Here is a 25,562-nt window from a genome sequence, read left to right on the forward strand (position 1 = left end):
CGCCGCGCGGGAGTTGCGTCGCGGCGCGCGACGCGGAACTCCCGTGTCTTGACGCAGGTCCGCCTGCTGAGAGCTGGACTGACGGATGCCTCGGCGCCGGCTCCGGGGACGGGCCCCGGCCCCGTGCAGTGTGAGGGTGGGTCAGGCGGTCTGGCGCAGGCGGCCCAGCCAGGTCATCAGGTGGTAGATGACGATGGCGGCGACGGTGCCGAGAGCGATGCCGTTGAAGCTCAGGGTGCCCGCGTTCAGGGTGAAGTCGGCGATGCCGATGATGAGGGCGGTCGCGGCAGTGAACTGGTTCACCGGCTTGGAGAAGTCGACCTTGTTATCGAGCCAGATCTTGACGCCGATCACACCAATCAGCCCGTAGAGCGCCGTGGTCACACCGCCGAGCACCCCGTCGGGGATCGTGAAGATGATCGCGCCGACCTTGGGGGAGAGGCCGAGAAGAATCGCCACGATGCCGGCCACCCAATACGCCGCGGTGGAGTAAATGCGAGTCGCCGCCATGACTCCGATGTTCTCGCCGTAGGTCGTGGTTCCGCTGCCGCCGCCGAAACCGGCCAGCATCGTGGCGAGGCCGTCGGCCAGCAGGGCCCGCCCGGTGAGCCGGTTCACCTTCGCATCCGTCATCTGAGCCACGCCCTTGATGTGGCCAACGTTCTCGGCGATCAGCACGAGGACGACGGGGATAAAGGCGGGCAGCACCCCGAAGACGGCGGCTGGGTTCTCAAACGGGTTGGCGGGTGCGGTGAACGGCGGCAGCCCGATCCACGCGGCGTCGGCGACCCGGCTGAAGTCGACCTCGCCGAAGAAGACGGCCGCGACGTAGCCCACGACCACGCCGAGAAAGATCGACAGGCGACCGAGGATGCCGCGAAACAGCACCGTACACAGAATCACCGCGACGAGCGTGATCAGCGCGGTGAGCGGTGCCGTGTCGAAGTTGTCCTTGGCCACCGGGGCGAGGTTGAAACCGATCAGCGCGACGATAGCGCCAGAGACGATCGGCGGCATCAGCCGGTCGATCCAGCCGGTTCCGGTGAGTTGCACGATGACGCCGACCAGGGCGAGCAGCACACCGACGGCCATGATGCCGAACAGGGCGCTGCCCATTCCTGCCGAGGCGGTAGCCGCGGTGATCGGCGCGATGAAGGCGAACGATGAGCCCAGATAGCTGGGCAGTTTGTTGCCGGTGATCAGCAAAAACAGCAGGGTTCCGATGCCAGAGAACAGCAGCGTAGTGCTCGGCGGAAAGTCGGTGAGTAGCGGCACCAGAAAGGTCGCACCGAACATGGCCACGACGTGCTGCGAGCCGATGCCGATGGTGAGCGGCCAGCTCAGGCGTTCGCCCGGACCGACGACCTCCTGGGCCCCGACTGTTTTTCCGTCGCCGTGCAGGGTCCAGGGCAGTGCCATCGTGGTTCTCGTTTCTTTATGCTGCGTGATCAGTCCTGTTGCCTGATCACAGTCGAGCGTAGTCGCAGCCGACAACCGGCCCTCACAGCACGGCCTCACAGCACGGCGGAATAGACTCGGGCGCATGAGTCAACTCGCTGATCCCACCACCGAGGCGGGGCTGGAGGTGAGAGTGGCCACCGGACTGCTCCGCGGGGTGCGCGAGCGCGGCGTGCTGGCCTGGCGCGGTATTCCCTACGCGGCGGCTCCGGTGGGTGAGCTGCGTTTTCGTGCTCCGCAACCGGCGCCTACCTGGCACGGCGTGCGCGACGCGACCGAGTGGGGCCCGATCGCTCCGCAGAGTCACAGAGGCCAGTTTCGCGGCGCTCACCCGCGCATTCCGCAGGGCGAAGACTGCCTCAACCTCAACGTGATCGCACCAGACGAGCGGCTGCGCCCCGGCGCGCAGCTTCAGGACGCGCTGCGGCCGGTGATGGTGTTCATCCACGGCGGCGCCTACAGCGTCGGCTCCAGCCGTGAGGTTCCGCGGCAGGGCGAAGGCCTCGTGCTGCGGGGCGGCATCGTTTACGTCAGCCTCAACTACCGACTCGGGGCCCTCGGATACCTGGACTTCTCCCGCTATGCCACGGCGGAGCATCCGTTTGAGAGCAACCTGGGGTTACGAGATCAGGTCGCCGCCCTGCAATGGGTACAGGAGAACATTCACGCCTTCGGCGGTGACCCGGATGCCGTCACCCTGTTCGGCGAGTCGGCCGGCGGCAACGCGGTCACCACGCTGATGACCGTGCCGAGCGCGGCCGGAGTGTTCCACCGGGCCATCGCGCAGAGTGCACCGCCGAACGCGGTCTACCCGAGCGATCTCACCGCGCGCTGGGCCGGCGAATTCGTGGACAGCCTGACCGACGGCCCGCACAGCGACGCGGATGCCGTCCGCCTGCTCCTGGCGGCCAGCCCGGCGCAGCTTGCCGCAGCGACGACCGCGCTGACCGTGCGCACGCCTGACCAGGACCCGGGCACGATTCCACTCTGCCCCGTGATCGACGGCAATTTTCTGCCGGAGCGGCCGCTCGACGCATTTCGGGACGGTCGGGCCGCGCGTATCCCGCTGATCATCGGCACCAACGCGCGCGAGGGGTCGCTGTTCAGCGGCCGGATCGACATTCTGGCCACGACACCGGCGCGGATCCGCGCGATATTCAAGAAAACCAAGAAGAAGGCCAAAAAGGCCCTCAAGGCGCAATACCCGGGTATTCCCGCGTTGCGGGCGTCGCTCGATTTCGGCGGCGACTATTCGTTCTGGTACCCGAGCGTGAAGGTCGCAGAACGACACTCCCGCTACGCGCCGGTGTACTTCTACCGCTTCGACGCCGCCCCGCGGCTGCTGCGTCTGATGGGCCTCGACGCGACCCACGGGCTCGAACTGTTTCCGCTGTTCGACCGGCTCGACGGGTGGTTCGGCCGCGGCATGACGGCGCTCGGCGGGCGCCGCACTTTTCTGGACATCGGCACCAGGATGCAGGGTTGGTGGCTCGGGTTCGTAACCGGCGGGGTACCGTCGGCGGCCTGGCCGCTCTACGACGAAAGCACCCGGGAAACTCTCATCATCGACCAAACAGACCACGTCGAATCCGACCCGCACCGAGAGCGGCGACTGGCCTGGGGACGGTTCGTACCGCACGTTTGAGTTGACCTGGCTGGCCTGGTCGTAGACTGGAACCTTGCGTTAAAGGCCACGGCACCGGGAGCACACCATTTCGAGCACTGAAACACCCACCAATGCGGCCTCGCCCCAACCGGCAGCACGTGGCCTGAAAGCCCGGGTCGACTCGTACTTCGAGATCACCAGTCGCGGCTCCACCTGGTCTCGGGAATTTCGCGGCGGCGTAGTGACCTTCGTGACGATGGCCTACATTGTCATTTTGAATCCGCTGATTCTCGGCGGCTTCAGCGCCGACCAAGCCGCCGTCGACGTGGAAGGCGGCTGGCTGCCCAACGAGCAGGTTGCCGCCGTCACCGCCCTGACCGCCGGCGTCATGACCATCCTGTTCGGCCTCATCGCCCGCCTGCCCTACGGTTTCGCTGCCGGGCTCGGCATCAACTCGTTCCTCGCTGTGAGCGTTGTTGGCCAGGTCACCTGGGCCGAAGCGATGGGCCTGGTCGTCATCAACGGCCTCATCATCGTGCTGCTGGCCTCGACCGGCCTGCGTGAACTCATCTTCAACGCGATCCCGCGTCCGCTGAAGATTGCCATCACGGTCGGCATCGGCCTGTTCATCGCGTTCATCGGACTGGTCGACTCCGGCTTCGTGCGGGCCAGCGGCGCGAACTCACCGCCCGTGCAGCTCGGCGACGCCGGCTCGATCGCCACCCTGCCGACCGCGGTCTTCGTGATCGGGCTCATCATCATCGGCGTGCTCTTGGCCCGCAAAGTCAAGGCAGCGCTGTTGATCGGCATCGTCGCGACCACCGCCATCGCCGTGATCCTGGAGGCCATCTTCAAGGTCGGCCCCTCGCTCGGCACGAACCCGGCCGGCTGGAACCTGAACGCGCCCGTACTGCCGACGAGCGTCGTGGCCCTGCCCGACCTCGGCCTGATCGGCCAAGTCTCCTTCGGCGCGTTCGAACGCATCGGCATGCTCGCCGCCGTGATGCTCGTCTTCACCCTCGTGTTCACGAACTTCTTCGACGCCATGGGCACCATGACCGGCCTCGCCAGTGAAGCCGGTCTGGCCGACCAGGACGGCAAGTTTCCCCGGCTCAAGTCCGCCCTGATCGTGGAGGGCATCGGCGCCGTCGCCGGCGGTGCCACGAGCGCTTCCTCGAACACAGTCTTCATCGAATCCGGTGCTGGAATCGGCGAGGGTGCTCGCACCGGCGCGGCCAACGTGGTCACCGGCATCCTCTTTCTGGCCGCCATGTTCTTCACGCCGCTGACCCAGATCGTGCCGCTCGAAGTGGCCGCCGCCGCCCTCGTGATCGTGGGAGCGCTCATGGTCTCGCAGATTCGCCACCTGGACTTCACCGAGTTCTCCAGCACGCTGCCGATCTTTCTGACCATCATCGTGATGCCGCTGACCTACTCGATCGCCAACGGCATCGGCGCCGGGTTCATCAGCTGGGTGCTCGTGCGCAGCCTCTCCGGCAAGGGCCGCGAGATCAGCCCGCTGTTGTGGGTCGTCGCGGTCGGTTTCGTGCTGTACTTCGTGCGGGGTCCGGTCGAGGCTCTGATCGGCTGAGTTGCCGGGCGAGCGGATGCTCTCGCTCGCCTCATCGAGACACCGCAGCAGCGCGGTGCCGTCGCCTCGACGGGGCGAGAGAGCACGGACCACGAACCGCCACGTTCGGCTCCATGGTTTGCGGGCAAACTGCGAGGCCACAGTCTTCCCAGCTGCCCGGAACGTTGACGGTTCGCGCCCAAGCGACGATAGGCCTGCCAGAGGCCGAAGTCTGCGCCGCTGCGATCAGCGCAGACGACGGCTCGTCCGCCGGATCCGGCATCGGCGGGCGGGGCCAGCGCGGTGCCGCCTGCCGCGGCGACGGTGGCGGCTGAGGCGTCGGCATCCGTCACAGCGATGTAGGTGTTCCGGACCGCGGAATCGGTGCCGGATCCAGGAGGGCACGCCCTGCGGATAGGTTCTCGGGGTGGTGTCCGTCATGGGGATTCCTGTCGGGTGACTACTGGTGCGACTAGATTTCGCGGCAGTGCGTCGTGAGCATGCCGATCTTGTCGATCGAGATAGTCACCGTCGACCCGTCGCGTAGAAAGATCGGGGGTTTGCGGCTGTAGCCGGCGCCGCCCGGGCTGCCGGTGGAGATCAGGGTTCCCGGCAGGAGTGTTGACGTCTTGGATAGGTAGGAGATGATCTCCGCAACGGTTCGCACCATATCGCCGCTCGAGGCATCCTGCAGAATGCGGCCATCAACGTGGGTGGTCAACCACAGGTTCTGCGGGTCGCCGATCTCATCCGCGGTGACGACGAGCGGGCCGGTCGGGGTGAAACCGTCGAACGACTTGCAGCGAGACCACTGCGCCTCAGAGAACTGCAGGTCACGCGCGGTGATGTCGTTGACGACGGTGTAGCCGAAGACGTAGTCCAGGGCGTTGGCGACCGCCACGTTGCGGGCCGGGCGGCCGATGATGACGCCGAGTTCGGCCTCGTAGTCAACCTGTTTGGTGAGGTCGCGCGGCCAGGTGATGGTCGAGCCGTGCCCGGTGAGGGAGTTGGGCCAGAGCGAGAACACCGTCGCCGCAGTCTCGAGACGCAGGCTCAGCTCGGAGGAGTGCGCGGCGTAATTGGCGCCGATAGCGATGATCTGCGGCGGGCGCAGCACCGCGGAGGAATGCCGCAGCTCATCGACCGGTATCAGCGCCGCCCCGGCTGAAACGGCGTCGAGGCTGATCGCGCGCACCCGTTCGTAGCCGGCGTCGCCACGTTCGAGGAGGTCCTGCAGGTCTCGCGGGGCGTCGTTCATGACGTCGTCGAGAAACAGTGCCGCGTCGTCAAAGACCACGGCCAATCGGGGAATGGAATGGCCGTCAACTCTGAGATGCGCAAATTTCACTCTTCTAGGCTAGCTGGCCGGGCCGAGGGAATGCCCTGTGGGGTGCTCCAACCCTCATCCGGTCTGCTTGGAGGAAACGGAAACAGAGGAAACGGGCTTCGCCCCGGCCGCCTGCCACAAATGCATTCCCGCGTAACTGCGCCACGGCGCCCAGCCCGCGCCGCGGGTCGCGAGCGCGCGCGGCTCGACCGGCAGACCGAGCCGCCCGGCGCCCTGCCGCAGGGCCAGGTCGCTGGTGAGCAGAATGTCCGGGCTGCCGAGCACCCGCATCGCGACGTACCCCGCCGTCCACGGGCCGATGCCGCGCAGCGCCACCAAGCTGGCTTCGAGGTCGGCCCGGCTCTGCCCGAACGAGAGCGACAGTTCGCCCGACGCCAGCAGCTGGGCCACGTGCAGAATCGTGTCGATCCGGGCGCCCGGTCCGCGCAGCACCGCCCGCCCTTCCTCAGCGATCCGCGCCGCCGTCGGAAACAGCAGGCCGGGTTCGCCGCTCGGGCTCGGCATGCGCTCACCGAGCGCGTCGGCCAGTCGGGTGAGCGCCGTGCGCGCGCCAGCGACCGACACCTGTTGCCCGATCAGCGCCCGAAAGACCGTCTCCTCGGCGTCCATGCTTCCCGGTACCCGCAGGCCGGGCGTCTGGGCGACCGACGCCGTGAGCGTCGGATCGGCGGCGAGCTGCGCGTCGATCGCCAGCGCGTCGGCGTCCAGGTCGAACAGACGCCGCACCCGGCTCACCAGCGGCGCCAGGTCGGCGAGATGCGACAGGCGGATGCTACAGGCCACCGATGGGGCAGCATCCGTTCCCGCCAGGGTCACCTCGAGCACTGCCGTGCCGTGCGGCAGGCGCACCGTGCGGGCGTAGCTGGAATCGGTGGCAACCTCAACGCCGGGCAGGGCCCTGGTGGCTAGAAAGCGCAGCACTCCAGTGCCGTCGAACGGCGCCCGGGCCGGCAACTGGAGCGAAATTTTGGTCTCGGCGTGGTCAACGCTCTGGTCCTCGTGTGCGGGTGGGCCGCGACGCGTGGCACGCACCTCCGAGGGCGTGCGCTCATACACGGCGACGACGGTGTCGTTGAACTGGCGCACGCTGCCGAAACCGGCAGCAAATGCCACGTCCGTGATCGGCAGCTCCGTGTTCAGCAGCAGCAGGCGCGCCGTCTGCGCCCGGTGCGCGCGGGCCAGCGCGAGCGGCCCGGCACCGAGCTCGGCGACCAGCACGCGGGTCACGTGCCGGGGGGTGTAGCCGAGCCGGGCGGCGAGTCCCGGCACACCCTGCCGCTCCACGATGCCGTCGGAGATCAGCCGCATCGCCCGGGCGGCTAGGTCGTCGCGCATGTTCCAGGCCGGCGAGCCTGGAACGGCATCGGGCAGGCAGCGTTTGCAGGCGCGCAGGCCCGCCTCGTGCGCGGCTGCGGCGGTGAGGTAGAACGACACGTTGCCGGGCCTGGGCGTGGTGGCCGGGCAGCTCGGTCGGCAGTAGATGCCGGTCGTGTGCACACCGGTGATGAACTGGCCGTCGAAGCGCGCGTCGCGGGCGGACATGGCCCGGTAGCGCTCGGCGAAGACCGGGTCGGCCACGGGCGGCGCGGCGGCGGAACGGTTCATTCCCTCAGCCTGCCACGCCCGGGTTCGCACTGGTAGCGAAAATCGGACATGGTGCCTTAGATAGGCTGAACGGATGAACGCACTGCTGCGCCTCCAGTCCGAGCTTGGCGACATCGTCAGCACCGCACCAATAGACCTCGCGGCCAGCCGCACCGACAAATCCGGCTGGATCGCCGATGGCATACCCCTCGCCCTGGTGCGGGCCACCACGGTCGCCCACGTGCAGGCCGTATTGCGCATCGCCACCGAATTCCGGGTGCCGGTGGTCACCCGCGGAGCTGGAACGGGACTGTCCGGCGGAGCCTGCGGCACCGACGGTGCCATCGTGCTGAGCGTGGCCGGGCTCACCCGCATTCTCGAAATCAACGCCGACGACGAACTCGCCGTCGTGGAAGCCGGAGTGATCAACCAGCACCTCAACGACGAGCTCGCCAAGCATGACCTGTGGTTTGCGCCCGATCCGGCCAGCAAAGCCATCTCCACCGTCGGCGGAAACATCGCCACGAACGCCGGTGGCTTGCTCTGCGCCAAGTACGGCGTCACGCGGGAGGCGGTGCTCGGCCTGACCGTCGTACTCGCAGACGGCAGCCTGCTGCGCACCGGGCATCGCACGGTCAAGGGCGTCACCGGTTACGACCTCACGGCGCTGCTCACCGGTTCCGAAGGCACCCTCGGCGTCATAGTCGAGGCGACCGTGCGGGTGCGCGCGCTCACCGCGGGCACCGTCGCCACTATCGGTGCGGTTTTCGACACGGTCACGGCGGCGGCCGCAGCCAGCGCCGCGATCACGGCGGCACGCATCCGCCCCGCTGTGATGGAACTGATCGACCCGGTCGCGCTCGGTCTGGTGGCCGCGTACCTCGGGCCTGAGGGCTCGGCCGGTCTGCCGCTCGGTCGCGGCGCGTTCCTGCTGGTGCAGACCGACGGTCCGGCGGCGCTCGCCGAAGCCGAACAGACCGTTGCCGTGCTGCGGGCGTCCGGCGGCGAAGCCAGCCTGTCAACGGATGCTGCCTCCGGCGACCGCCTGTTGGCCATCCGCCGCGCCATGCACCCGGCCCTGGAGCAGCACGGCCGGGTGCTGATCGAAGACGTGTCGGTGCCGCGCTCGCGCATGGCCGCGATGTTCGCCGCGATCGCCGAGATCAGCGCCCGCACCGGCATCCCCATCCCCACCGTCGCTCACGCAGGTGACGGCAACCTGCACCCGAACTTCGTCATTCCCCGTGGCGGGGAAGCGGATGCCGCGGTGCCAGACGAGATCTGGGCCGCCGCGGACGAGATGTTCCAGGCCGCGCTCGCCCTCGGCGGCACGCTCACCGGGGAACACGGCGTCGGTGTGCTGAAGCGCCGCTGGTTGCGCGATGAGATCGGCGACACGAGCCTCGAGCTGCAACGCCAGCTCAAGGCCGTCTTCGACCCGCTCGGTCTTCTGAACGCCGGCACCATGTTCGCGGCCTGAGCTGAGCCGCCCGGGCCGGTATTCTCGAACAATGAGCCTCGACCAGCCACCAGGCCAGCAGCCAGCCCCGCAGCCCGTGCAGGCGAGTCCGGCCCCGGTGCAGCCGGTCTGGAGCCAGCCGGTCCGCCCGTCTCGCGCCGGCCCGATCGTACTGGCCGTGATCGGCATCGTTCTCGCCGGGCTCGCCCTGCTCGCCGTGTTCTTGTACCTCACCACGTTTCTCGGAACCGGTGCCCTGCTCGTCGGGCTGATCCTGGCGCTTCTGCCGCTTGCTGTCGTGCTGCTTGCGGTGCGCTGGATCGACCGTTGGGATCCGGAGCCGCGGCCCGCCCTCATCTTCGCCCTGCTGTGGGGTGCCGGCATCTCCATCGTCACCGCACTGCTCTTCGACCTCGGCGTTCAGATCACGATCGCGGCCAGCGCGGGGGCACTGACCGGGAGTGATTTCGGATCCGCTGTCATTCAAGCCCCGATCGTGGAGGAAGCCGCCAAGGGCTTCGGCATTCTCGTGCTGTTCTGGGCCGTGCGGAGACACTTCGACGGCCCGGTCGACGGCGTCGTCTACGCCGCGACGATTGCGGCCGGCTTCGCATTCTCGGAGAACATTCAATACTTCGGCCTGGCCATGACCGAGGGCAACGCGCAGGGCCTCGGCATCACGTTTCTGCTGCGCGGGGTTTTTTCGCCGTTCGCCCACGTCACGTTCACGATCTGTACCGGGCTCGCCCTCGGACTTGCCGCTCGGCGCAGCGCCAGCCAGGGCGGGGCGGTCGGCTATTTTCTGCTCGGCCTCATCCCCGCCATCCTTCTGCACGCACTGTGGAACGGTTCCACTTTTGTACTCAACGGTGACGCCTCCGTGCTCATCTACTACGCGGTCGTGCAGGTACCGCTGTTCGTCGTCGTCATTCTCGTCGTGGTGTTGCTGCGGCGGCAGGAAGCCCGCATCACTTTGCGGCGGCTGCACGAATATTCGCAGGCCGGCTGGTTCACCGCCGCGGAGATCTCGATGCTCGGCACCGGCGCCGGCCGACGTCAGGCGCTCGCCTGGGGCCGCCGCCAGCAACGACCCAAAAAGCTTGCCATGCGCCTGTTCATAGCGGATGCGACCCGCCTTGCCTTCGTGCGTGACCGCCTGGTGCGTGGCCAGAGCACTCCGGCGCTGCACGCCCACGAGGCTCGCCTGCTCGGACGATTGATGAATCATCGGGCCGACGTGCTGGGGCAGGTGCGGCCGGGTTAGGCGGCAGCAGTCCCGTAGGCGCAGCACCAACAGAAACTCGCCGCTTCGGTGGTGTGGCAGTGCCGACGACTCTCCCGATGCGACGAGTTGGTGTACACCAAGAGTGCACCCGCGAGCGGGCCGGCGCAAGCATTATTTTTTCCGACCTGCCCGGTGGGCCGCCGGTGTGCATTTCTGCGGCCGATCCGGTTGGATGGGGGTATGACTGATTTGAATTCCAAGCCCGAAATTGACTTCCCGGAGGGCGCTGCGCCCGAACAACTCGAGATCACCGATGTCGTCGTCGGCGACGGTGCCGAGGCTACCGCCGGCGCGACCGTCGACGTGCACTACCTCGGCGTAGAGTTTGCGTCCGGCGACGAGTTCGACTCGTCCTGGAACCGCGGCCAGTCGATCAACTTTCCGCTGCGCTCACTCATCGCCGGTTGGCAGGAAGGTATTCCCGGCATGAAGGTCGGCGGCCGCCGCAAGCTCGTTGTACCCCCGCACCTCGCCTACGGACCGGCCGGTTCCGGACACCGCCTCTCCGGCCAGACCCTGATCTTCGTGATCGACCTGCTCGGCGTGAGCTGAGCCGTTCGACCCAGACTGTGACCGGCCCTGCTATGACCGGTCGATACGCAGGTGTTTGATCTTCGAGGTGTGACCGCGGATGATGCTAACGTCGCGTTTAGCCACCTTGAAGTGCTTGGCCAGCAGAGCCACGAGGGCGTCGTTCGCGGCGCCCTCCACGGCACGCTGCTGAAGAAAGACCGTAACGGATGCGTGTTCCGGCGCGCTCTCCGGATCGTCCACCACGAGCGGACCCTTCCGACTGCCGGGCTTCACGTGCACCGTGAGATCGAGCATGGCGGGCACGGCACTCCTGTTTGCCCGGTTCGTGGTGAAGGGCGCTCTACAACGCTAGCGTGCTGAGGTCAGAGCAAAGCCGTCGTTGGCTCCGGGCCGAGTAGAAAACGTCGTCCGGTGATCGACTCCGGCACGATCTCGACGAACACCGGCTTGACCGTGGGGATCAACGGCCGCAACGGTAGGGCGGCGGCGTCGTCGATCTCCCGCTGGGTATCGAGCGCTCTGGCTGTCCCGTGCACGACGACGCTCCACGCGTCGTTGCGACCCACGCCATCCGTTTCGAACGCGACTCGGTTGTTGACCGTGAGCTCGATCAGTTTGGTGCCCGACGCGGTGCGAAACAGCAGATGCCGGTCGGCGGCCACAAAATTGACCGGAAAAATATCCGGGATGCCACCGACGGCCACGGCGAGGCGGCCCAGACTGGCCGACAGCAGGGCATTCCAGCATTCCTCTTCGCTGAGATTCTGCACGGCCGATGCAGCCGCGTTCACGTCGTTGAAAGTCATGGTCCATCGTCACACGCCCCGAGCCTCAGGGCGAGCGGGAGAATCGCGTTTTGCACGTTGGCAGGCAAACTGGCACCGAAAACATATTGCCCCCCAACGCGGGGTGGTTTACCTGTAAGCTGGAAATTTGCCCAGCGGGGCAGGCACCTGTCGGCGCCAGAGCGACTTGGTCCACAGTGAAATTGCCGTGCGCCGCAAACTATTTCTTTGAGAAAGTTCCACCGTGAGTGCACTACCCGAAGTACCGGCGAAAACGCCGAACAGCAGTCCACCCAAATCCCGTCGCTTCGTTGTCGCAGCACCTCGGGTTTTCTATCCGGCGCTCGGCATCATTCTGGCCGTTGTTGTGATCGCCATCGCCTTTCCGGTGCGCACTGGCAGCGTTCTCGCCCTGCTGCAGGGTTGGGTTGTCGCCGGCCTCGGCCCGTACTACGTCATCATCGTGGCGGCCTTCGTCGTGTTCGCCATCTGGATGGGCCTCAGCCGCTTCGGCGACATCAAGCTCGGCAAGGACGACGACGAACCCGAGTTCGGCATCATAAGCTGGTTCTCGATGCTCTTTGCCGCCGGCATGGGAATCGGCCTAGTCTTCTGGGGTGCCTCCGAGCCGCTGACCTTCTTCACCAACCCGAAGCCGAGCGTCGAGGGCGACAGCGCCGAGCTCGCCTCTGCGGCCATGTCGCAGACCTTCCTGCACTGGGGATTCCACGCCTGGGCCATCTACGCCGTCGTCGGTCTCTCGTTGGCCTATTCGATCCACCGCAAGGGCCGCCCGGTATCCATCCGCTGGGCGCTGGAACCGCTGCTCGGCACACGCCGGGTGAAGGGACGACTCGGCGACGTGATCGACGTGATCGCCATCGTCGGCACCCTGTTCGGTGTCGCGACCTCGCTCGGCCTCGGCGTGCAGCAGATCGCGGCAGGCCTGAGCTATCTCGGAGTCGTCGGCGACGTCACCAACACGCTGCTGGTGATCCTCATCGTGGTCATCACCATCGTCGCGACGGCCTCGGTCGTCAGCGGTGTCGGCAAGGGCATCAAATGGCTCTCCAACATCAACCTCAGCATGGCCGGACTGCTGCTCGTCGCCGTGCTGTTGCTCGGCCCGACGATGTACCTGCTGCGCGTTCTCGTGCAGTCCCTCGGCGGCTACTTCCAGGATGTCGTCGGTCTCACCTTCGCGACCAGCGCATACACCGGTCAGGCCGGTCTCGACTGGCAGGGCGGCTGGACCGTCTTCTACTGGGGCTGGTGGATCTCCTGGGCCCCGTTCGTGGGCGTGTTCATCGCACGTATCTCTCGTGGCCGCACCGTTCGACAGTTCATCGCCGGAGTGCTCCTCGTTCCCACTTTCGTGACATTCATCTGGTTCGCCGTGATGGGCGGCAGTGCTATCCGTCAGGCCTGGGAAGGCGACGGCGGCGGTCTCTTCGACCCCGAAGTGGGCATCGTGCCCGAGAACGTGCTGTTCAACCTGTTGGGTACCCTGCCGTTCGGCGTGATCCTGTCGGTGCTCGCGGTGATCGTCATTGCGATCTTCTTCATCACCTCGGCCGACTCGGGTTCGCTCGTGATCGACATGCTGGCCTCCGGCGGAGACACCAATCCGCCCAAGTGGAGCCGCATCATGTGGGCCGGGCTCGGCGGGCTCGTGGCCATCGCCCTGCTGCTGGCCGGCGGACTGGCCGCTCTGCAGACCGGCGCGATTCTGACCGCCATTCCGGTGAGCATAGTCATGATCGGTATGTGTATCGCCACCTACAAGGCGTTCCGAATCGAGCACGAGGTTCTGGTGGCTGCCGAACGCCGCCAGCGCCGGGAGGAGATGGCCCGCCGCATCGGTAAGACCGTCACCGCGCATCTCGAGGAGAACTTCGACGACCACTTCGGCGATCAGGTCGACGGCCACATCGAGGCAGCGCTGACCGACGATCCGGCTCACCGACCACGCTGGGGCCGTCGCCCGAAGGCCTAATCGCAGCACTCACCGGGGCCAGGGTTTGCGACGGGACAGGGCTGCTACATGCCGTTGGCGGCTCTGACCCGGTTGACCAGATCGCGCCACGGCCCGTTAACCTGGGGTTCGGCGAGCACCACTTCGTGCGGTGCGCACCGAATACGGTACGCGAACCTGTCGGGGGTGGCCTCGCTGTCGGTGACGTCATCCCAGGGCAGGGAGTTCAGGAACTCCGCCCAGGTGTTCGGGTCGGGCTGTTCTTCAACTCGTACTTCCCAGGTCAGGCGGATTCCCGCCATCCCGCCGCTGCGGGAGACGATGACTTTCATACCGCGATGCTACTCCGGTGGCGGGGGTACGCCTGGCCGGCTCGGGGGCGCTGGCGGGGCCGGTTGCTGGGGAACCGGCGACGGAATCGCTGCCACCACGCCCACCGTCGCCCAAGCGCGCATCACCGCGTCGTGGGCGGCGCCGCCAGTGCCGTAGAGCCGAGCCGCGGTATCGGTCGTGGCCGCGGCGAACGCCGCGAAATCGCTCGTGCTGGTCAGCGCACCGCCGGTGAGCGTGTCGTACCAAATGTGGCCCGGCGTCTCCCAGGCGTTGCCGCCGAGGGCATCGGCGACCAGGTAGAACGCGCGATTCGGTATGCCCGAATTGAGGTGCACACCACCGTTGTCGTCCTCGGTTTCGACGTACCCGGCCATGGTGTCTGGCTGTGGATCTTTGCCGAGCACATCGTCGTTGTATGCAGTGCCTGGCGCTTTCATCGAACGCAGGGCTACGCCCTCGACTTGGTCCGTGAACAGCCCTTCGCCGATCAACCAGCTGGCCTCAGCCGTCGACTGGTTCTTCAGATGCTGCTCGACCAGGGCACCGAACACGTCGGAGATGGACTCGTTGATTGCCCCCGACTGGCCCTGGTAGTTGAGGTTGGCGGTGAACTGGGTGACACCGTGGGTGAGCTCGTGCCCGATCACACTGGGCGAAATCGTGAAGCGGGTGAAAACCTGACCGTCACCATCGCCGAACACCATGCGTTCGCCATCCCAGAAGGCGTTGTCGTACTGCTTGCCGTAGTGCACGGTCGCGTCCATCGGCAGTCCATTACCGTCGATGCTGTCGCGGCCGAACTGCGTCCAGAACAGGTTCTGGGTGGCACCGAGCCCGTCGTAGGCCTCGTTCACGGCCTGGTCGCTGCCGGCAGGCGCACCCTCGGCACGCACCCGGCGACCGGGCAGGCGTTCCTGGCCCCCGGCATCCGAAATGGTGCGGTCAGACTCTCCGGGGGTTCGGGCCGGCAGCGGGCGAGCCCCCGAGTAGGGAAACGGATGCGCCCCGCCTCGTAACTCGCGAATCTGGGAGTCCCGCAGCAGCGAAGCCCGGGCGGCCGCCGCGGCCTGCGCAAATCGGGGATCATCAAGTTTCGCCAGCCGAACCAGCAGGTAGGGCGGAACGATCGTGCACGGGGTGTGGAGCTCGCGAGTGTCCATGTGCAGAGTCTGGCACCGGCCGCCGACATTGCAACCGCGCGTCTTGGTCACGCTGAATAGACTCGCCTCATGCGCTTTGGAATCGTCATCCTTCCCCAGGACCCGTGGCCGGTAGCCCGCAGAAAATGGCTCGGCGCCGAGCAGTATGGCTTCGACCACGCCTTCACCTACGACCATCTGTCCTGGCGCTCGCTCGCTGACGAGCCGTGGAGCGCGACCATCCCCACCCTCACCGCCGCTGCGGCCGTGACCGAACGGATAGCACTGGGGACCTTTGTCTCGTCGCCGAATTTTCGGCATCCGGTGCCGTTCGCCAAGGATGTCGCGACGGTCGACGACGTCTCGGGCGGGCGGTTTCTGCTCGGCATCGGGTCGGGCGGCACCGGCTTCGACGCGAGCGTGCTCGGCCAGCCGGAGTACACCCCGCGTGAACGCCACGAACGCTTCGCCGAATTCGTCACGGGCCTCGACCTGCTGTTGCGCGGCGAGGAGGTGGGCTCCACTGGCGGAATCAGTTTCGCCGGCGAGTGGTTCACCGCCAAGAATGCTCGCATGGTGACACCGGGCTTCTCTGACCGGGCGCGAGTACCGTTCCTGATCGCCGCCAACGGGCCGAAGGGCCTTGGTCTGGTCAGCCGGTTCGGGCAGGGCTGGGTGACCACCGGGCCAGACGGTGCCGAGGGGGAGAGCTGGTGGGAGGGCCTGCGCGGCCTCTCCGACCGACTCGACGACGTCGTCAGAGGCGCCGCCCGCGACCCGGCCACGATCGACCGGTACCTCTCGCTCGACAGCGGCGGAACATATTCCTTGCAGAGCATGAACGCGTTTGAGGATGCCGTCGGCCGGGCCGCCGAACTCGGTTTCACCGACGTGATCAGCCATTGGCCGCGCGAGCACGGCATCTACGCTGGCGACGAATCCATCCTCGATACGGTCGCGGCAACCCTGAGCTGAATCGGCCAAAGAGGCCGGTCGATCGGGGTTTCCGGCCAGCGGATGTCTAGGCTGGGTTCATGCGAGCACAAGACGACCCCACGCCCCTGGTTCCCCGCACCCCGCTGACTGATCGGCTCGGCTGGCTCGGCCTGCGCAGCGGCCAGATTCTGCTTGTCATCCTGCTGGCCTCCGTGGTCATCTTCGGCCTGGTGCAGCTGAAGCTCGTCGTCATCCCGGTTTTGATCGCGATCATCCTCGCCTCGGCGCTGAGTCCGGTCATCAACGGGCTACGCAAGCGTGGAGTCGCCGCCATCCTGGCCACCTGGATCACCCTGCTCGGCGGCATCGTCGTCTTCGGCGGAATCATCACGCTCATCGTTCTCGCGGTGCGCGACCAGTGGAACGAGCTGTTCTCCTCGGCTTCGCAGGGTATCGACCATCTGCAGCAGCTCTTGACCGATGGACCGATTCAGGTCGACGAGAAGCAGATAGACGACGCCCGCACCGCCGTCGTGGACTTTCTCACCAGTAGCCAGTTCGGCACCGGGGCGCTCGCCGGCGCATCCGCTGTCTTCGAACTGATCACCGGCGCGGTGCTGCTCGTGGTCATTCTGTTCTTCTTCCTCAAGGACGGCGGCCAGATCTGGAACTTCTTCCTGACGCCGTTCAAGGGTGAGCGCCTCGCCCGTGGACGCCGCATCGGCCACACCTCGCTGCGCGTGCTCGGCGGCTACGTGCGCGGCACGGCCATCGTCGCCGCTGTCGATGCCACGGCGATCGGTATCGGCCTGGCCGTTTTGCAGGTTCCATTGGCTCTGCCGTTGGCGGTCATCGTCTTCCTCGGCGCGTTCATTCCGCTGATCGGCGCGACCGCGGCCGGCGTGCTCGCCGCCCTGGTGGCCCTCGTCGCGAGTGGGCCGGGCGTCGCGCTCATCGTCATCATCATTGTGATCGCTGTCAACCAGCTCGAGGGTAATTTTCTGCAGCCGGTCGTGATGGCGCAGTCGCTCAAGCTGCATCCGCTGGTCATTCTGGTCGGGTTGACCGCCGGAACCATTCTCGGCGGCATTGTCGGCGCAGTGCTCTCGGTGCCGATCGCGGCCGTCGCCTGGGCCATCGCCAAGGCCTGGAACACTCCGGATGCCCCGCGCGCCATCCCGCCGAAGCGTCGCGTGCGAAAGCGCTGACCGGCATCCGTTCAACACTGCTCGTGCCATCGCTGCCCCCCTGCGTGACTGGAGAACCATGACCGAGCAGAGCCCATTTCACCTGCCGCGCCCGCGCCTGACGCCCGAGCATGCGACCGAGCTGGCTCGAGACCGGTTCGGAGTATCGGGCGTTGTCACCGAGCTCGGCAGCAATCAGGATCGCAATTTTCGGATCGAAACGGATGCCGGCTCGCTCGTTCTCAAAGTTTCCAACCCCGCCATCACGACGCTGGAGCTCGAGGCCCAGAACGCCGCGCTGAGGCACCTCGCCAACCTGGACCTCGACCTGCCCGCTGCGATCGCCGGGATCGACGGAGGCGAGCTTCAGCGCGTCACGATAGACGGGCAGAACCTCGACCTGCGCCTGCTGACCTACGTCGACGGGCATCCGCTGACCGACGCCGTGCGCCTGTCGGTCGGGCAGATTTGCGCGCTTGGTGACGTGGCCGGGCGTTTGGCACAGGGCCTGGCCGACTTCGAGCACCCGGGGACGGACCGCTTCTCGCAGTGGGATCTGCGGCGTGGCGGGGCGGTCATCGATACCCTCCTTGGCTACGTTGACGACGACGTGCGCCGCGAACGGATCCGCACCGTCACCGACGCCGCACGGCAGCAGCTCGACCGCGTCGCGGCCGACCTGCGCGTGCAGACCATCCACGGTGACCTGACCGACGACAACGTGGTCAGCCGACCTGATGCCGAGACGATCACCGGAGTGATCGACTTCGGTGATGTGGCCCAGGGCTGGCTCGTCGCCGAACTGGCCGCGACCTGCGCCTGCGTGCTGTATCGCAGCCCGCGGCATCCGCTCGCCGTCCTCGACGCAATCGAGGCATTCACCCAGCGGGTACCGCTGTCCGACACCGAACTCGCCGCCCTCTGGCCGCTGATCGTGCTGCGCGCCGCGGTGCTCGTGGTGAGCGGCGAGCAGCAGGTGTACCTCGATCACGACAACGACTATGCCGACACCAACCGCGCGCGCGAGTGGCTCGCGTTCGCCACGGCGGCGGAGCAGAACGGCACTGAACTCGAGGCCCTCATTCGCTTTGTGGCGGCCGGCGAGCCGTCGCTGATCGTGGCCACCGATCATCCCCTGGCCGGACTGCTCGACTCGCGTGCGATCATCGATCTGTCGGTCACCAGCGCAGCGTTCGACGCCGGAGTCTGGCTCGAACCCGGCATCGACGGGCGGGTGGCAGCGGATGCCGTCGACCGCTCAGGCCATGCCGTCACCCGCTACGGCGAGTATCGCCTGTCGCAAACCCGCATCGACACGGCCGAGGAGTCGGTCACCCTGGCCCTCGGGATCGAGATGTATCTGCCGGTCGGCAGTCCGGTGACAGCGCCGATCGACGGGACCGTGGTGGTGGTGGATGCCGACACCGTGCGGCTCGAGGGCGCGGACTACGACCTGTGGCTGACCGGGGTTCACGGGGGAGGGCTCGATGGCCAGCGGATTCAGGCCGGATCCGACCTCGGAACGACCGGCGCCCGGGTGACCGTGCAAGCCAGCCGGCTGCGCGGCATCCACCCGCCGTTTTTCGCTGCACCCTCGGGCGCGGCGCTGTGGCAGCGGGTCTGCCCTGACTCCTCAGCCTTGATCGGGCTGGAGACGGCCCGACCACTCGCCGACCCGGCGGCGTTGCTTGAGCGCCGTGATGCGTCGTTCGCGCGTGTGCAGGAGCACTACTACGCGGCCCCGCCGCAGATCGAGCGCGGCTGGAAGCACCACCTCATCAACACGCACGGGCAGAGCTACGTCGACATGGTCAACAATGTCACGACCGTCGGCCACGGACACCCGCGCATTGCCGAAGCCGCCCGAAGCCAGTGGTCGCTGCTGAACACCAACTCGCGTTTTCACTACGACGAGCTCGTGCGTTTCACCGAACGACTTGCCCAGCTCGCGCCGGCCCCGCTCGACACCGTCTTTCTGGTCAACAGCGGCACCGAGGCCGTCGACCTCGCCCTGCGCCTGGCGCTCACGTACACCGGCCATGACACCGTACTCTCGGTGCGGGAGGCGTACCACGGTTGGTCGATGGCAGCGGATGCCGTCTCCTCCTCGGTCGCCGACAATCCCAGGGCCCTTCAGAGCCGGCCGAACTGGGTGCATCTGGTCGAGGCGCCCAACGCCGTGCGCGGCAAGTATCGGGGTATGCAATCGGCGCCGCAGTACCTGGATGACCTCGATGGCGACCTGCGGGACCTCGCCGACGAGGGACGCACGGTCGCCGCGTTCATCGCCGAGCCGGTGTTCGGCAACGCCGGGGGTGTGCTGCTGCCCGACGGCTACCTGACCGGTGTCTACGAGAAGGTGCGTGCACGCGGCGGGCTGTGCATCGCCGACGAGGTCCAGGTGAGCTACGCGCGCCTCGGCCGGCACTTCTGGGGTACTGAACAGCAGAACGTGGTTCCCGACATCGTCACCATCGCGAAGGCGATGGGCAACGGGCATCCGCTCGGCGCGGTCATCACCCGCCGCGACATAGCCGATCGCTTCGCCCAGGAGGGACCATTCTTCTCCTCGGCTGGCGGCAGCCCGCTCAGTTGCCGCATCGGTCTGACCGTGCTCGATATCATGCGCGATGAGGGCCTGCAAGGCAATGCCGAGGTCGTCGGCGGGCACCTCAAGCAGGGACTGGAACAGCTCGGCGAGCGGTTCGACCTGGTCGGCGCGGTCTACGGCATGGGGCTCTACCTCGGCGTCGAACTGGTGCTCGACCGGGCCGATTTCACTCCGGCCACCGCTGTGGCCGCCCGGCTCTGCGACGAACTGCTGCTGCGGGGCGTCATCGTGCAGCCCACCGGCGACTTCAAGAACGTGCTCAAGATCAAGCCGCCGCTCTGCCTCACCGTCGCCAGCGCCGACCATTTTCTGCACGCGCTCGAAGACGTGCTCGAGCAGCTGGCGGGCTGACCTAGCGGCGCGTTTTCGCGGGGAGGGGTGGAGTCGGCTCGGGCTCGGCGATGAAGACCAGGCCACCGGCACTGTTGGCCGAGAGCATGAGCGCTTCGATCCAGTCCCGATTGATCGACGGGATTCGACTGCCGAAATACCGGTAGTAGAGCGTGCTCGTGGGGTCGAGCCAGATCGCGCTCCGGCCGCTGCCGACGTCGGCGGAATCGGTCCAGGTGAACACAAAACTTTCACGTCGGCGCAGCTTGGTGCTGATCACGATCTGCAAGTGCATGAGGGCGCGATCGTCGAAGGTGATCACGATGCCCGGATTGCCGTAAAGCAATGTACCCATACGTGCACCTCCTCGATTATTCCACCACTGTAGCGGTAGCCGGGGGAGGGGACAGACCGGCTCCTGGACGCCAATTCCCCCAGCGTCACCGCGTCGGCCGCCCACTCTGCTAAAGTATGTAGGTTGCCGTTCAACGGCCGCGGATAAAGAGAGCTCAGGCATTCAGCCAAGGGCACCGCGCAGTGAGAGAAAGGGGATCCCACTTTATGGCACTCGAACCAGATGCTAAGAAGGCGATCATCGAAAAGTACGCTACCCACCCAGGCGACACCGGGTCCCCGGAAGTTCAGATTGCAATGCTGACGCAGCGCATTCTCGACCTCACGGAGCACCTGAAAGAGCACAAGCATGACCACCACTCACGTCGTGGCCTGCTTCTCATGGTTGGTCAGCGTCGCCGTCTGCTCGGTTATCTGTCGGACATCGACATCACTCGGTACCGCACACTGATCGGCAGTCTCGGCCTGCGTCGCTAACGTTCTGTAATTCACTTGCAGAAAGCAGCGCAGCGTTGACAACGCGAACTTCTTCAGAACGGGCCGTCACCTTCGGGTGGCGGCCCGTTCTGCGTGCCCGCAGGCGGCGCGACGCCACGTCGAACGGCTCGTGACATGCCCGCCGCCGGGCCACTGGCCAATCTGGAGCTGGTGGTGTCGGATCCGCTTTGCCCTCGCGAGGCGCGCACCAGAGCGGATGCCGTCCTGCCCGCCGCATTTAGGCACCAAACGGGGGATAGAACGGGGTTGCTAGCATGAGGGGTTGGCAATAACGAACGGATACCACGACGTATGAGTCTCTGGCGCACCAAGAGTATTGAAGATTCGATAGCGGACTCGCTGGAGAAGGGCCACAGCCTCAAACGCACCCTCGGTACCTGGGACCTCATGATCATGGGTGTCGCCGTGGCCGTTGGAGCGGGAATCTTCTCGGTCGGCGCCAAGGCCGCCGGCAGCTACGCCGGGCCGTCGGTCACTCTTGCCTTTCTGCTGGCGGCGTTCACCTGCGCGCTGGCGATCATGTGCTACGCCGAATTCGCCTCGGCCGTGCCCGTCGCCGGCTCCGCCTACACCTTCACCTACGCCACCCTCGGAGAGTTGCTGGCCTGGATCATCGGCTGGGATCTCATCCTGGAGATGCTCACCGCGGCCGCCGTGATCGCCAAATACTGGGGAATCTACCTGAGCACGGTCTTCGACTTGGCCGGCTGGAACGTCCCCTCCACGATCAGCCTGCTCGGCCTCGACGTGAGCTGGGGCGCCTTCGTCATCGTCGCGATCTTCACCACGCTGCTCGTGCTCGGCACCCAGTTGTCGGCCCGGGTCGCGAGCGTATTCACGATCATCAAGGTCGCCATCGTCGTCTTCGTCATCATCGTCGGCGCATTCTTCATTAACACGGCGAATTACTCTCCGTTTATTCCGGCCGAGGTGCCAACGACGGGCGGCGAGGGTGATGTTTGGATGCAGTCGTTGTTCTCCTTCATGACCGGTGCAGCTCCCGCCCAGTACGGCCTCTTCGGCCTGCTCGCCGGTGCGTCCCTGGTGTTCTTCGCGTTCATCGGTTTCGACGTCGTGGCCACGAGCGCCGAAGAGGTCAAGAACCCGCAGAAAACCCTGCCTCGTGGCATCTTCGCCGGGCTCGCCATCGTCACGGTGCTCTACCTCGGTGTGAGCCTCGTGCTCACCGGCATGGTGCCGTACACGGTGCTGGCCGACGATCCGAAGGCATCCCTCGCCACGGCCTTCGTCGCAGTCGGCGCCGGCTGGGCTGCCCAGATCATCTCGATCGGAATTCTGGTCGGTCTCACGACGGTGATCATGGTGCTGTTGCTCGGCCTTTCCCGCGTGCTGTTCGCGATGAGTCGCGACGGCCTGCTCCCGCGCTGGCTGAGCGTGACGAGCGAGAAACGCCGCACTCCGGCGCGCATTCAAATTATCTCCGGCGCCGCCGTCGCCGTGATCGCCGGCCTGACCGACGTGGGCGTGCTCGAAGAAATGATCAATATCGGGACCCTGTCGGCATTCGTGCTGGTCAGCATCGCGGTGGTTGTGTTGAGAAAGAAGCGCCCCGACCTGCCGCGTGCCTTCAAGGTACCGTTCTCGCCGGTGCTCCCGATTCTCTCGGCCGTGCTGTGCATGTGGCTGATGCTGAACCTCACGACCCTCACCTGGGTGCGTTTCGCGGTGTGGTTGGTCGTGGGCTTCATCGTGTACTTCGCTTACGGACGCAGCCACTCCGTGCTCGGGATCAAGCAGCGTGCCGCCGCTCGCAACCCTCCGGTCGACTCTTCACAGCCGCTATAGGATATAAAGTGCCCCTATAGTTGGAGGGCGTCAGCAATATGTGCTCGCTCGGCCAGAAAATCCACCAACGACGGCAGGACGTCTATCATGAGCAACCCGATCGACACGAAATCAAGCGTCGTCCTGTTCAGCGGCTTGGCGACTCAGAAGGCCCTCGAAGCCGAAATCTTCGCCGCGTTCACTGCTGAAACAGGCATAGCGATCGATGCCCACTTCGACCCCACCACCGAACTGCAACGCCGCTTCGCTGCTGGCGAGCGGCCGGACCTTGTCATTGTCGCGACCCCGGCTCTCGCGAGTCTGGCGGCCGACGGTGTCATCGACCCATCAACCGTCGTCCCCCTCGTGACGACCGGCATCGGAATCGGAGTGGCCGACGGTGCCGACAAACCCGACATCTCGACCGTGCCGGCGCTCACCAGCGCACTGCGCAACGCCCGTTCGGTCGCCTACTCCCAAGCCGGTCAGAGCGGCATTTACTTTCGCACACTGATCGAGCGACTCGGCATCGCCGCTGAAGTGGATGCCAGAGCCACGCCACTCGCGAAGGGATTCACCGGCGTGGCCGTCCGTGACGGCCGTGCTGATCTCGCGGTGCAGCAGCTCAGCGAGCTCGCTTTCGTGCCCGGAATTGCCATTGTCGGACCATTCCCCGACGAGGTGCAGCACCTCACCGAATTCGCAGCAGCCCTAGGCACCGCGGCGGCGAAGCCGGAGGCACTGGCGTTGCTGGAATTCTTGAACGGTGACGTCGCCCGTGCCGCCTACGAACGCAGCGGTCTTCGCGCCGTTTAACTGCCGACGGAGAACGAACGATGCGCGAACTCATTCCGCTGCGCCTGGATGCGAACCTCAAATGGCTCTTCACGGAACGACCGTTTCTGGAACGCTTCGATGCCGCGGCCGCGGCCGGTTTCGCCGGCGTGGAATACGCGAACCCCTACGACTTTCCACTCGCGCAGTTGCGCCGGTGCCTGGCGGACGCCGGGTTGCACCAGGTGCTGATCAATACGCCAGGACCGTCGACGTTCGGCTATGCCTGCGTTCCTGACTCGGTCGGCGAATTTCGCGCTGGCATCTCCCGATCGTTGGAATACGCCACCGGTCTCGGTGCGACGCGCATCCACGTCATGGGCGGCCGCGTCCCCGAGGGTGTGCGGTGGGATCGCGCATTCGCGACCTATGTGACCAACCTGGCCTGGGCCGCCGAGCAGGCGGCGTCGACCGACGTCATCCTTGTGCTCGAAGCTTTGAATCAGCGAGATGCTCCCGGATTCGTGCTCGAGTCCGTTGAGCAGGCCGCTTCGGTCGTTGATGCCATCGGCAGCGAGTCCCTCGGAATCCTCTATGACGTCTACCACGCCCAGGTGCAGCAGGGCGATGTGATCAGCCGCCTGCGCAATCTCTTTCAGCACGTTGCCCACGTGCAGATCGCCGACCCGCCCAGCCGGACTGAGCCGGGCACCGGCGAGATCTGCTGGGATTCGTTCTTTGCCGAACTGCGCCTTCTTCGTTATGACGGATGGATCGGTCTGGAGTATCGGCCAGCCGAGGAGACCGTCGCTGGCCTGGCCTGGCGTGATGCCTTTACGATCTGATCGCCTGCAGTTCGTTCTGAATCATGAGGGCCAGTTGCCGCAGGAGCACGATGTCAGTATCCGCACGACTGCGTGGTTGTGGGTCGAACACGCACAGAACTCCGATTCGTTCACCCAACGGTGATTCGATCGGAAAACCCGCGAAAAATCGCATGAACGGTGCACCCAATACGTAGGGTTTGCCGCGAAAACGCTCGTCTGTCTCGGTGTCGCCCACGACGAGTGCTCCCGGCTGGATAACGACCGTCGCCGACATCGAATCGGATCTCGTCGGATTGTCACCCGTGGCCCCAGCACTGGCCACCACTCGCAAACCGGAATGGTCGCGAAGGACGAAGGCCGCGGACTCGGTACCGAAGGACTGTTGCGCCAACGCGAGGATAGGATCAAAGCGGGTCTCGCGCACGTATGATTCCACACCGGCTTCGACTTCGGGCGGCGCTGTGATCTGCACCGGACTGCCCATGTTCGACCCGTGGCGGTCGTGGGCCAGATCGAGTCGAGCGGCCATTTCGCCGGCCAGGAATTCCCCCCACAGTCGGTAGTCCGACGAATTTCGATACCGGCCCGAGACCGGGGCGGAGACCAGAATTGTCTTCTCGATCAGTGGTAGATAGACCGCTCGTCGGATGGATCGGCAGACGCGCTCCGTGCGCGCGGTCAAGCGACGAGCGTGCGCGTTGGCGATGGACCCGAGCAAGCTGTCAAAAACCGGGATTGATCGAATCGGTTGGATGTCCATCACATAAACGGACGTTTCGTTGGACGTTTCCCGTTCAAGGGCCCGGAGCAGGAGGCCCATGTTTCGCTCCCATGCCTTTTCAGCGGTGAGATTCAGGGCATCGTTCACGCCGACAAACACGACGACCGCATTGATTCGGCTCAGATCCTGCCCAATGAGCAGATTCGGGAGTTCGTCGAGAAGTCCAAACGGGTCGGCCACCAGGGTCACATCCGTGCCCCGGCCCGTTCGAGTCGATAGTGCACGGGCCAACGATCCGGGCAGCGCCAGATCGTGGCTCGTGACTCCCCAGCCGGCCGCGGGACCGCCGCCGAGAATAAGCACACGATCGCTGTTTGTCCCTGGCGAGTGGGCCTGTGGCGGTCCGGTCGGGCGTGGAACAGACTCACTGTCCTGCAGAGCCAGTTTCATCCACGCGCGCATG

The 25,562-nt window shown here is 66.1% G+C and carries 22 protein-coding genes; 13 read left to right on the forward strand and 9 right to left on the reverse strand.

Annotation, left to right across the window (positions count from 1 at the left end; genetic code table 11):
* Positions 1-141: 141 nt before the first annotated feature.
* The gene (locus QMF22_RS03775) at positions 142-1,419 is read right to left on the reverse strand and encodes a uracil-xanthine permease family protein (protein WP_283450506.1); all 1,278 of its coding nucleotides are present in this window, start codon (positions 1,417-1,419) and stop codon (positions 142-144) included.
* Between the two features lie 124 nt (positions 1,420-1,543).
* Here QMF22_RS03775 and QMF22_RS03780 point away from each other — a divergent pair, with 124 nt between their 5' ends.
* Positions 1,544-3,103 carry a carboxylesterase/lipase family protein gene (locus QMF22_RS03780; protein ID WP_283450508.1) on the forward strand — a complete coding sequence of 520 codons (1,560 nt, stop codon included), beginning with the start codon at positions 1,544-1,546 and terminating at the stop codon, positions 3,101-3,103.
* Positions 3,104-3,227: 124 nt separating this feature from the next.
* Complete coding sequence (locus tag QMF22_RS03785; RefSeq protein ID WP_502846903.1) at positions 3,228-4,655, forward strand: NCS2 family permease; 1,428 nt, start codon at positions 3,228-3,230, stop codon at positions 4,653-4,655.
* A 451-nt stretch (positions 4,656-5,106) separates the two neighbouring features.
* Here QMF22_RS03785 and QMF22_RS03790 read toward each other — a convergent pair whose 3' ends face one another.
* Positions 5,107-5,982: a fumarylacetoacetate hydrolase family protein gene (locus QMF22_RS03790; protein ID WP_283450510.1), complete on the reverse strand. Its 876-nt coding sequence runs from the start codon at positions 5,980-5,982 to the stop codon at positions 5,107-5,109.
* Between the two features lie 54 nt (positions 5,983-6,036).
* A complete protein-coding gene (locus QMF22_RS03795; RefSeq protein WP_283450511.1) occupies positions 6,037-7,587 on the reverse strand; it encodes an AlkA N-terminal domain-containing protein in 1,551 nt (516 codons plus the stop codon).
* Positions 7,588-7,660: 73 nt separating this feature from the next.
* Here QMF22_RS03795 and QMF22_RS03800 point away from each other — a divergent pair, with 73 nt between their 5' ends.
* From QMF22_RS03800 to QMF22_RS03810, 3 genes are all read left to right on the forward strand, one after another.
* Entirely contained in the window at positions 7,661-9,046 is a 1,386-nt protein-coding gene (locus QMF22_RS03800; RefSeq protein ID WP_283450515.1) for an FAD-binding oxidoreductase, read from the forward strand.
* Positions 9,047-9,077: 31 nt separating this feature from the next.
* The gene (locus tag QMF22_RS03805; RefSeq protein WP_283450517.1) at positions 9,078-10,289 is read left to right on the forward strand and encodes a PrsW family intramembrane metalloprotease; all 1,212 of its coding nucleotides are present in this window, start codon (positions 9,078-9,080) and stop codon (positions 10,287-10,289) included.
* Between the two features lie 201 nt (positions 10,290-10,490).
* A complete protein-coding gene (locus tag QMF22_RS03810; protein ID WP_104197031.1) occupies positions 10,491-10,862 on the forward strand; it encodes an FKBP-type peptidyl-prolyl cis-trans isomerase in 372 nt (123 codons plus the stop codon).
* A 30-nt stretch (positions 10,863-10,892) separates the two neighbouring features.
* Here QMF22_RS03810 and QMF22_RS03815 read toward each other — a convergent pair whose 3' ends face one another.
* Positions 10,893-11,138 (reverse strand): DUF167 domain-containing protein, encoded by a 246-nt coding sequence (locus QMF22_RS03815; protein WP_283450754.1) that lies wholly within the window; start codon positions 11,136-11,138, stop codon positions 10,893-10,895.
* A gap of 68 nt (positions 11,139-11,206) precedes the next feature.
* Positions 11,207-11,650 (reverse strand): pyridoxamine 5'-phosphate oxidase family protein, encoded by a 444-nt coding sequence (locus QMF22_RS03820; RefSeq protein WP_283450522.1) that lies wholly within the window; start codon positions 11,648-11,650, stop codon positions 11,207-11,209.
* 223 nt (positions 11,651-11,873) lie between these two features.
* Between QMF22_RS03820 and QMF22_RS03825 the strand changes: the two genes are divergently transcribed.
* Positions 11,874-13,625: a BCCT family transporter gene (locus QMF22_RS03825; protein WP_283450524.1), complete on the forward strand. Its 1,752-nt coding sequence runs from the start codon at positions 11,874-11,876 to the stop codon at positions 13,623-13,625.
* Positions 13,626-13,669: 44 nt separating this feature from the next.
* Here QMF22_RS03825 and QMF22_RS03830 read toward each other — a convergent pair whose 3' ends face one another.
* Both QMF22_RS03830 and QMF22_RS03835 read right to left on the reverse strand, forming a co-directional pair.
* Entirely contained in the window at positions 13,670-13,936 is a 267-nt protein-coding gene (locus tag QMF22_RS03830) for a protealysin inhibitor emfourin (protein WP_283450527.1), read from the reverse strand.
* A gap of 9 nt (positions 13,937-13,945) precedes the next feature.
* Positions 13,946-15,097, reverse strand: coding sequence for a M4 family metallopeptidase (locus tag QMF22_RS03835; RefSeq protein WP_283450529.1), 1,152 nt, complete (start codon positions 15,095-15,097; stop codon positions 13,946-13,948).
* Positions 15,098-15,166: 69 nt separating this feature from the next.
* On the opposite strand from QMF22_RS03835, the gene QMF22_RS03840 reads away from it, so the two are divergent.
* From QMF22_RS03840 to QMF22_RS03850, 3 genes are read left to right on the forward strand one after another with little or no spacing between them, the layout of a single operon-like run.
* Positions 15,167-16,051 (forward strand): LLM class flavin-dependent oxidoreductase, encoded by an 885-nt coding sequence (locus tag QMF22_RS03840; RefSeq protein ID WP_283450531.1) that lies wholly within the window; start codon positions 15,167-15,169, stop codon positions 16,049-16,051.
* 59 nt (positions 16,052-16,110) lie between these two features.
* A complete protein-coding gene (locus tag QMF22_RS03845) occupies positions 16,111-17,220 on the forward strand; it encodes an AI-2E family transporter (RefSeq protein ID WP_283450533.1) in 1,110 nt (369 codons plus the stop codon).
* 58 nt (positions 17,221-17,278) lie between these two features.
* Entirely contained in the window at positions 17,279-20,161 is a 2,883-nt protein-coding gene (locus QMF22_RS03850) for an aminotransferase (protein WP_283450535.1), read from the forward strand.
* Between the two features lies 1 nt (position 20,162).
* Here the strand turns inward: QMF22_RS03850 and QMF22_RS03855 are convergent, their stop codons facing one another.
* Positions 20,163-20,495, reverse strand: a complete 333-nt coding sequence (locus tag QMF22_RS03855) for a DUF7882 family protein (RefSeq protein ID WP_283450537.1) — start codon at positions 20,493-20,495, stop codon at positions 20,163-20,165.
* Positions 20,496-20,701: 206 nt separating this feature from the next.
* Between QMF22_RS03855 and rpsO the strand changes: the two genes are divergently transcribed.
* From rpsO to QMF22_RS03875, 4 genes are all read left to right on the forward strand, one after another.
* Entirely contained in the window at positions 20,702-20,971 is a 270-nt protein-coding gene (gene rpsO / locus QMF22_RS03860) for a 30S ribosomal protein S15 (protein ID WP_092112143.1), read from the forward strand.
* 312 nt (positions 20,972-21,283) lie between these two features.
* Entirely contained in the window at positions 21,284-22,798 is a 1,515-nt protein-coding gene (locus QMF22_RS03865; protein WP_283450546.1) for an amino acid permease, read from the forward strand.
* 87 nt (positions 22,799-22,885) lie between these two features.
* The gene (locus tag QMF22_RS03870) at positions 22,886-23,593 is read left to right on the forward strand and encodes a substrate-binding domain-containing protein (protein WP_283450548.1); all 708 of its coding nucleotides are present in this window, start codon (positions 22,886-22,888) and stop codon (positions 23,591-23,593) included.
* Between the two features lie 20 nt (positions 23,594-23,613).
* Positions 23,614-24,396, forward strand: a complete 783-nt coding sequence (locus tag QMF22_RS03875; protein WP_283450550.1) for a hydroxypyruvate isomerase family protein — start codon at positions 23,614-23,616, stop codon at positions 24,394-24,396.
* On the opposite strand, the gene QMF22_RS03880 is transcribed toward QMF22_RS03875, so the two are convergent.
* On the reverse strand, positions 24,386-25,462 hold the full coding sequence (locus tag QMF22_RS03880) for a GAF domain-containing protein (RefSeq protein ID WP_283450552.1): 1,077 nt from the start codon (positions 25,460-25,462) through the stop codon (positions 24,386-24,388). The two genes, QMF22_RS03875 and QMF22_RS03880, sit on opposite strands and share 11 nt — an antisense overlap.
* Positions 25,463-25,562: the final 100 nt, after the last annotated feature.

It is taken from the genome of Cryobacterium sp. PH31-L1 (assembly GCF_030063145.1).
Lineage (GTDB): Bacteria > Actinomycetota > Actinomycetes > Actinomycetales > Microbacteriaceae > Cryobacterium.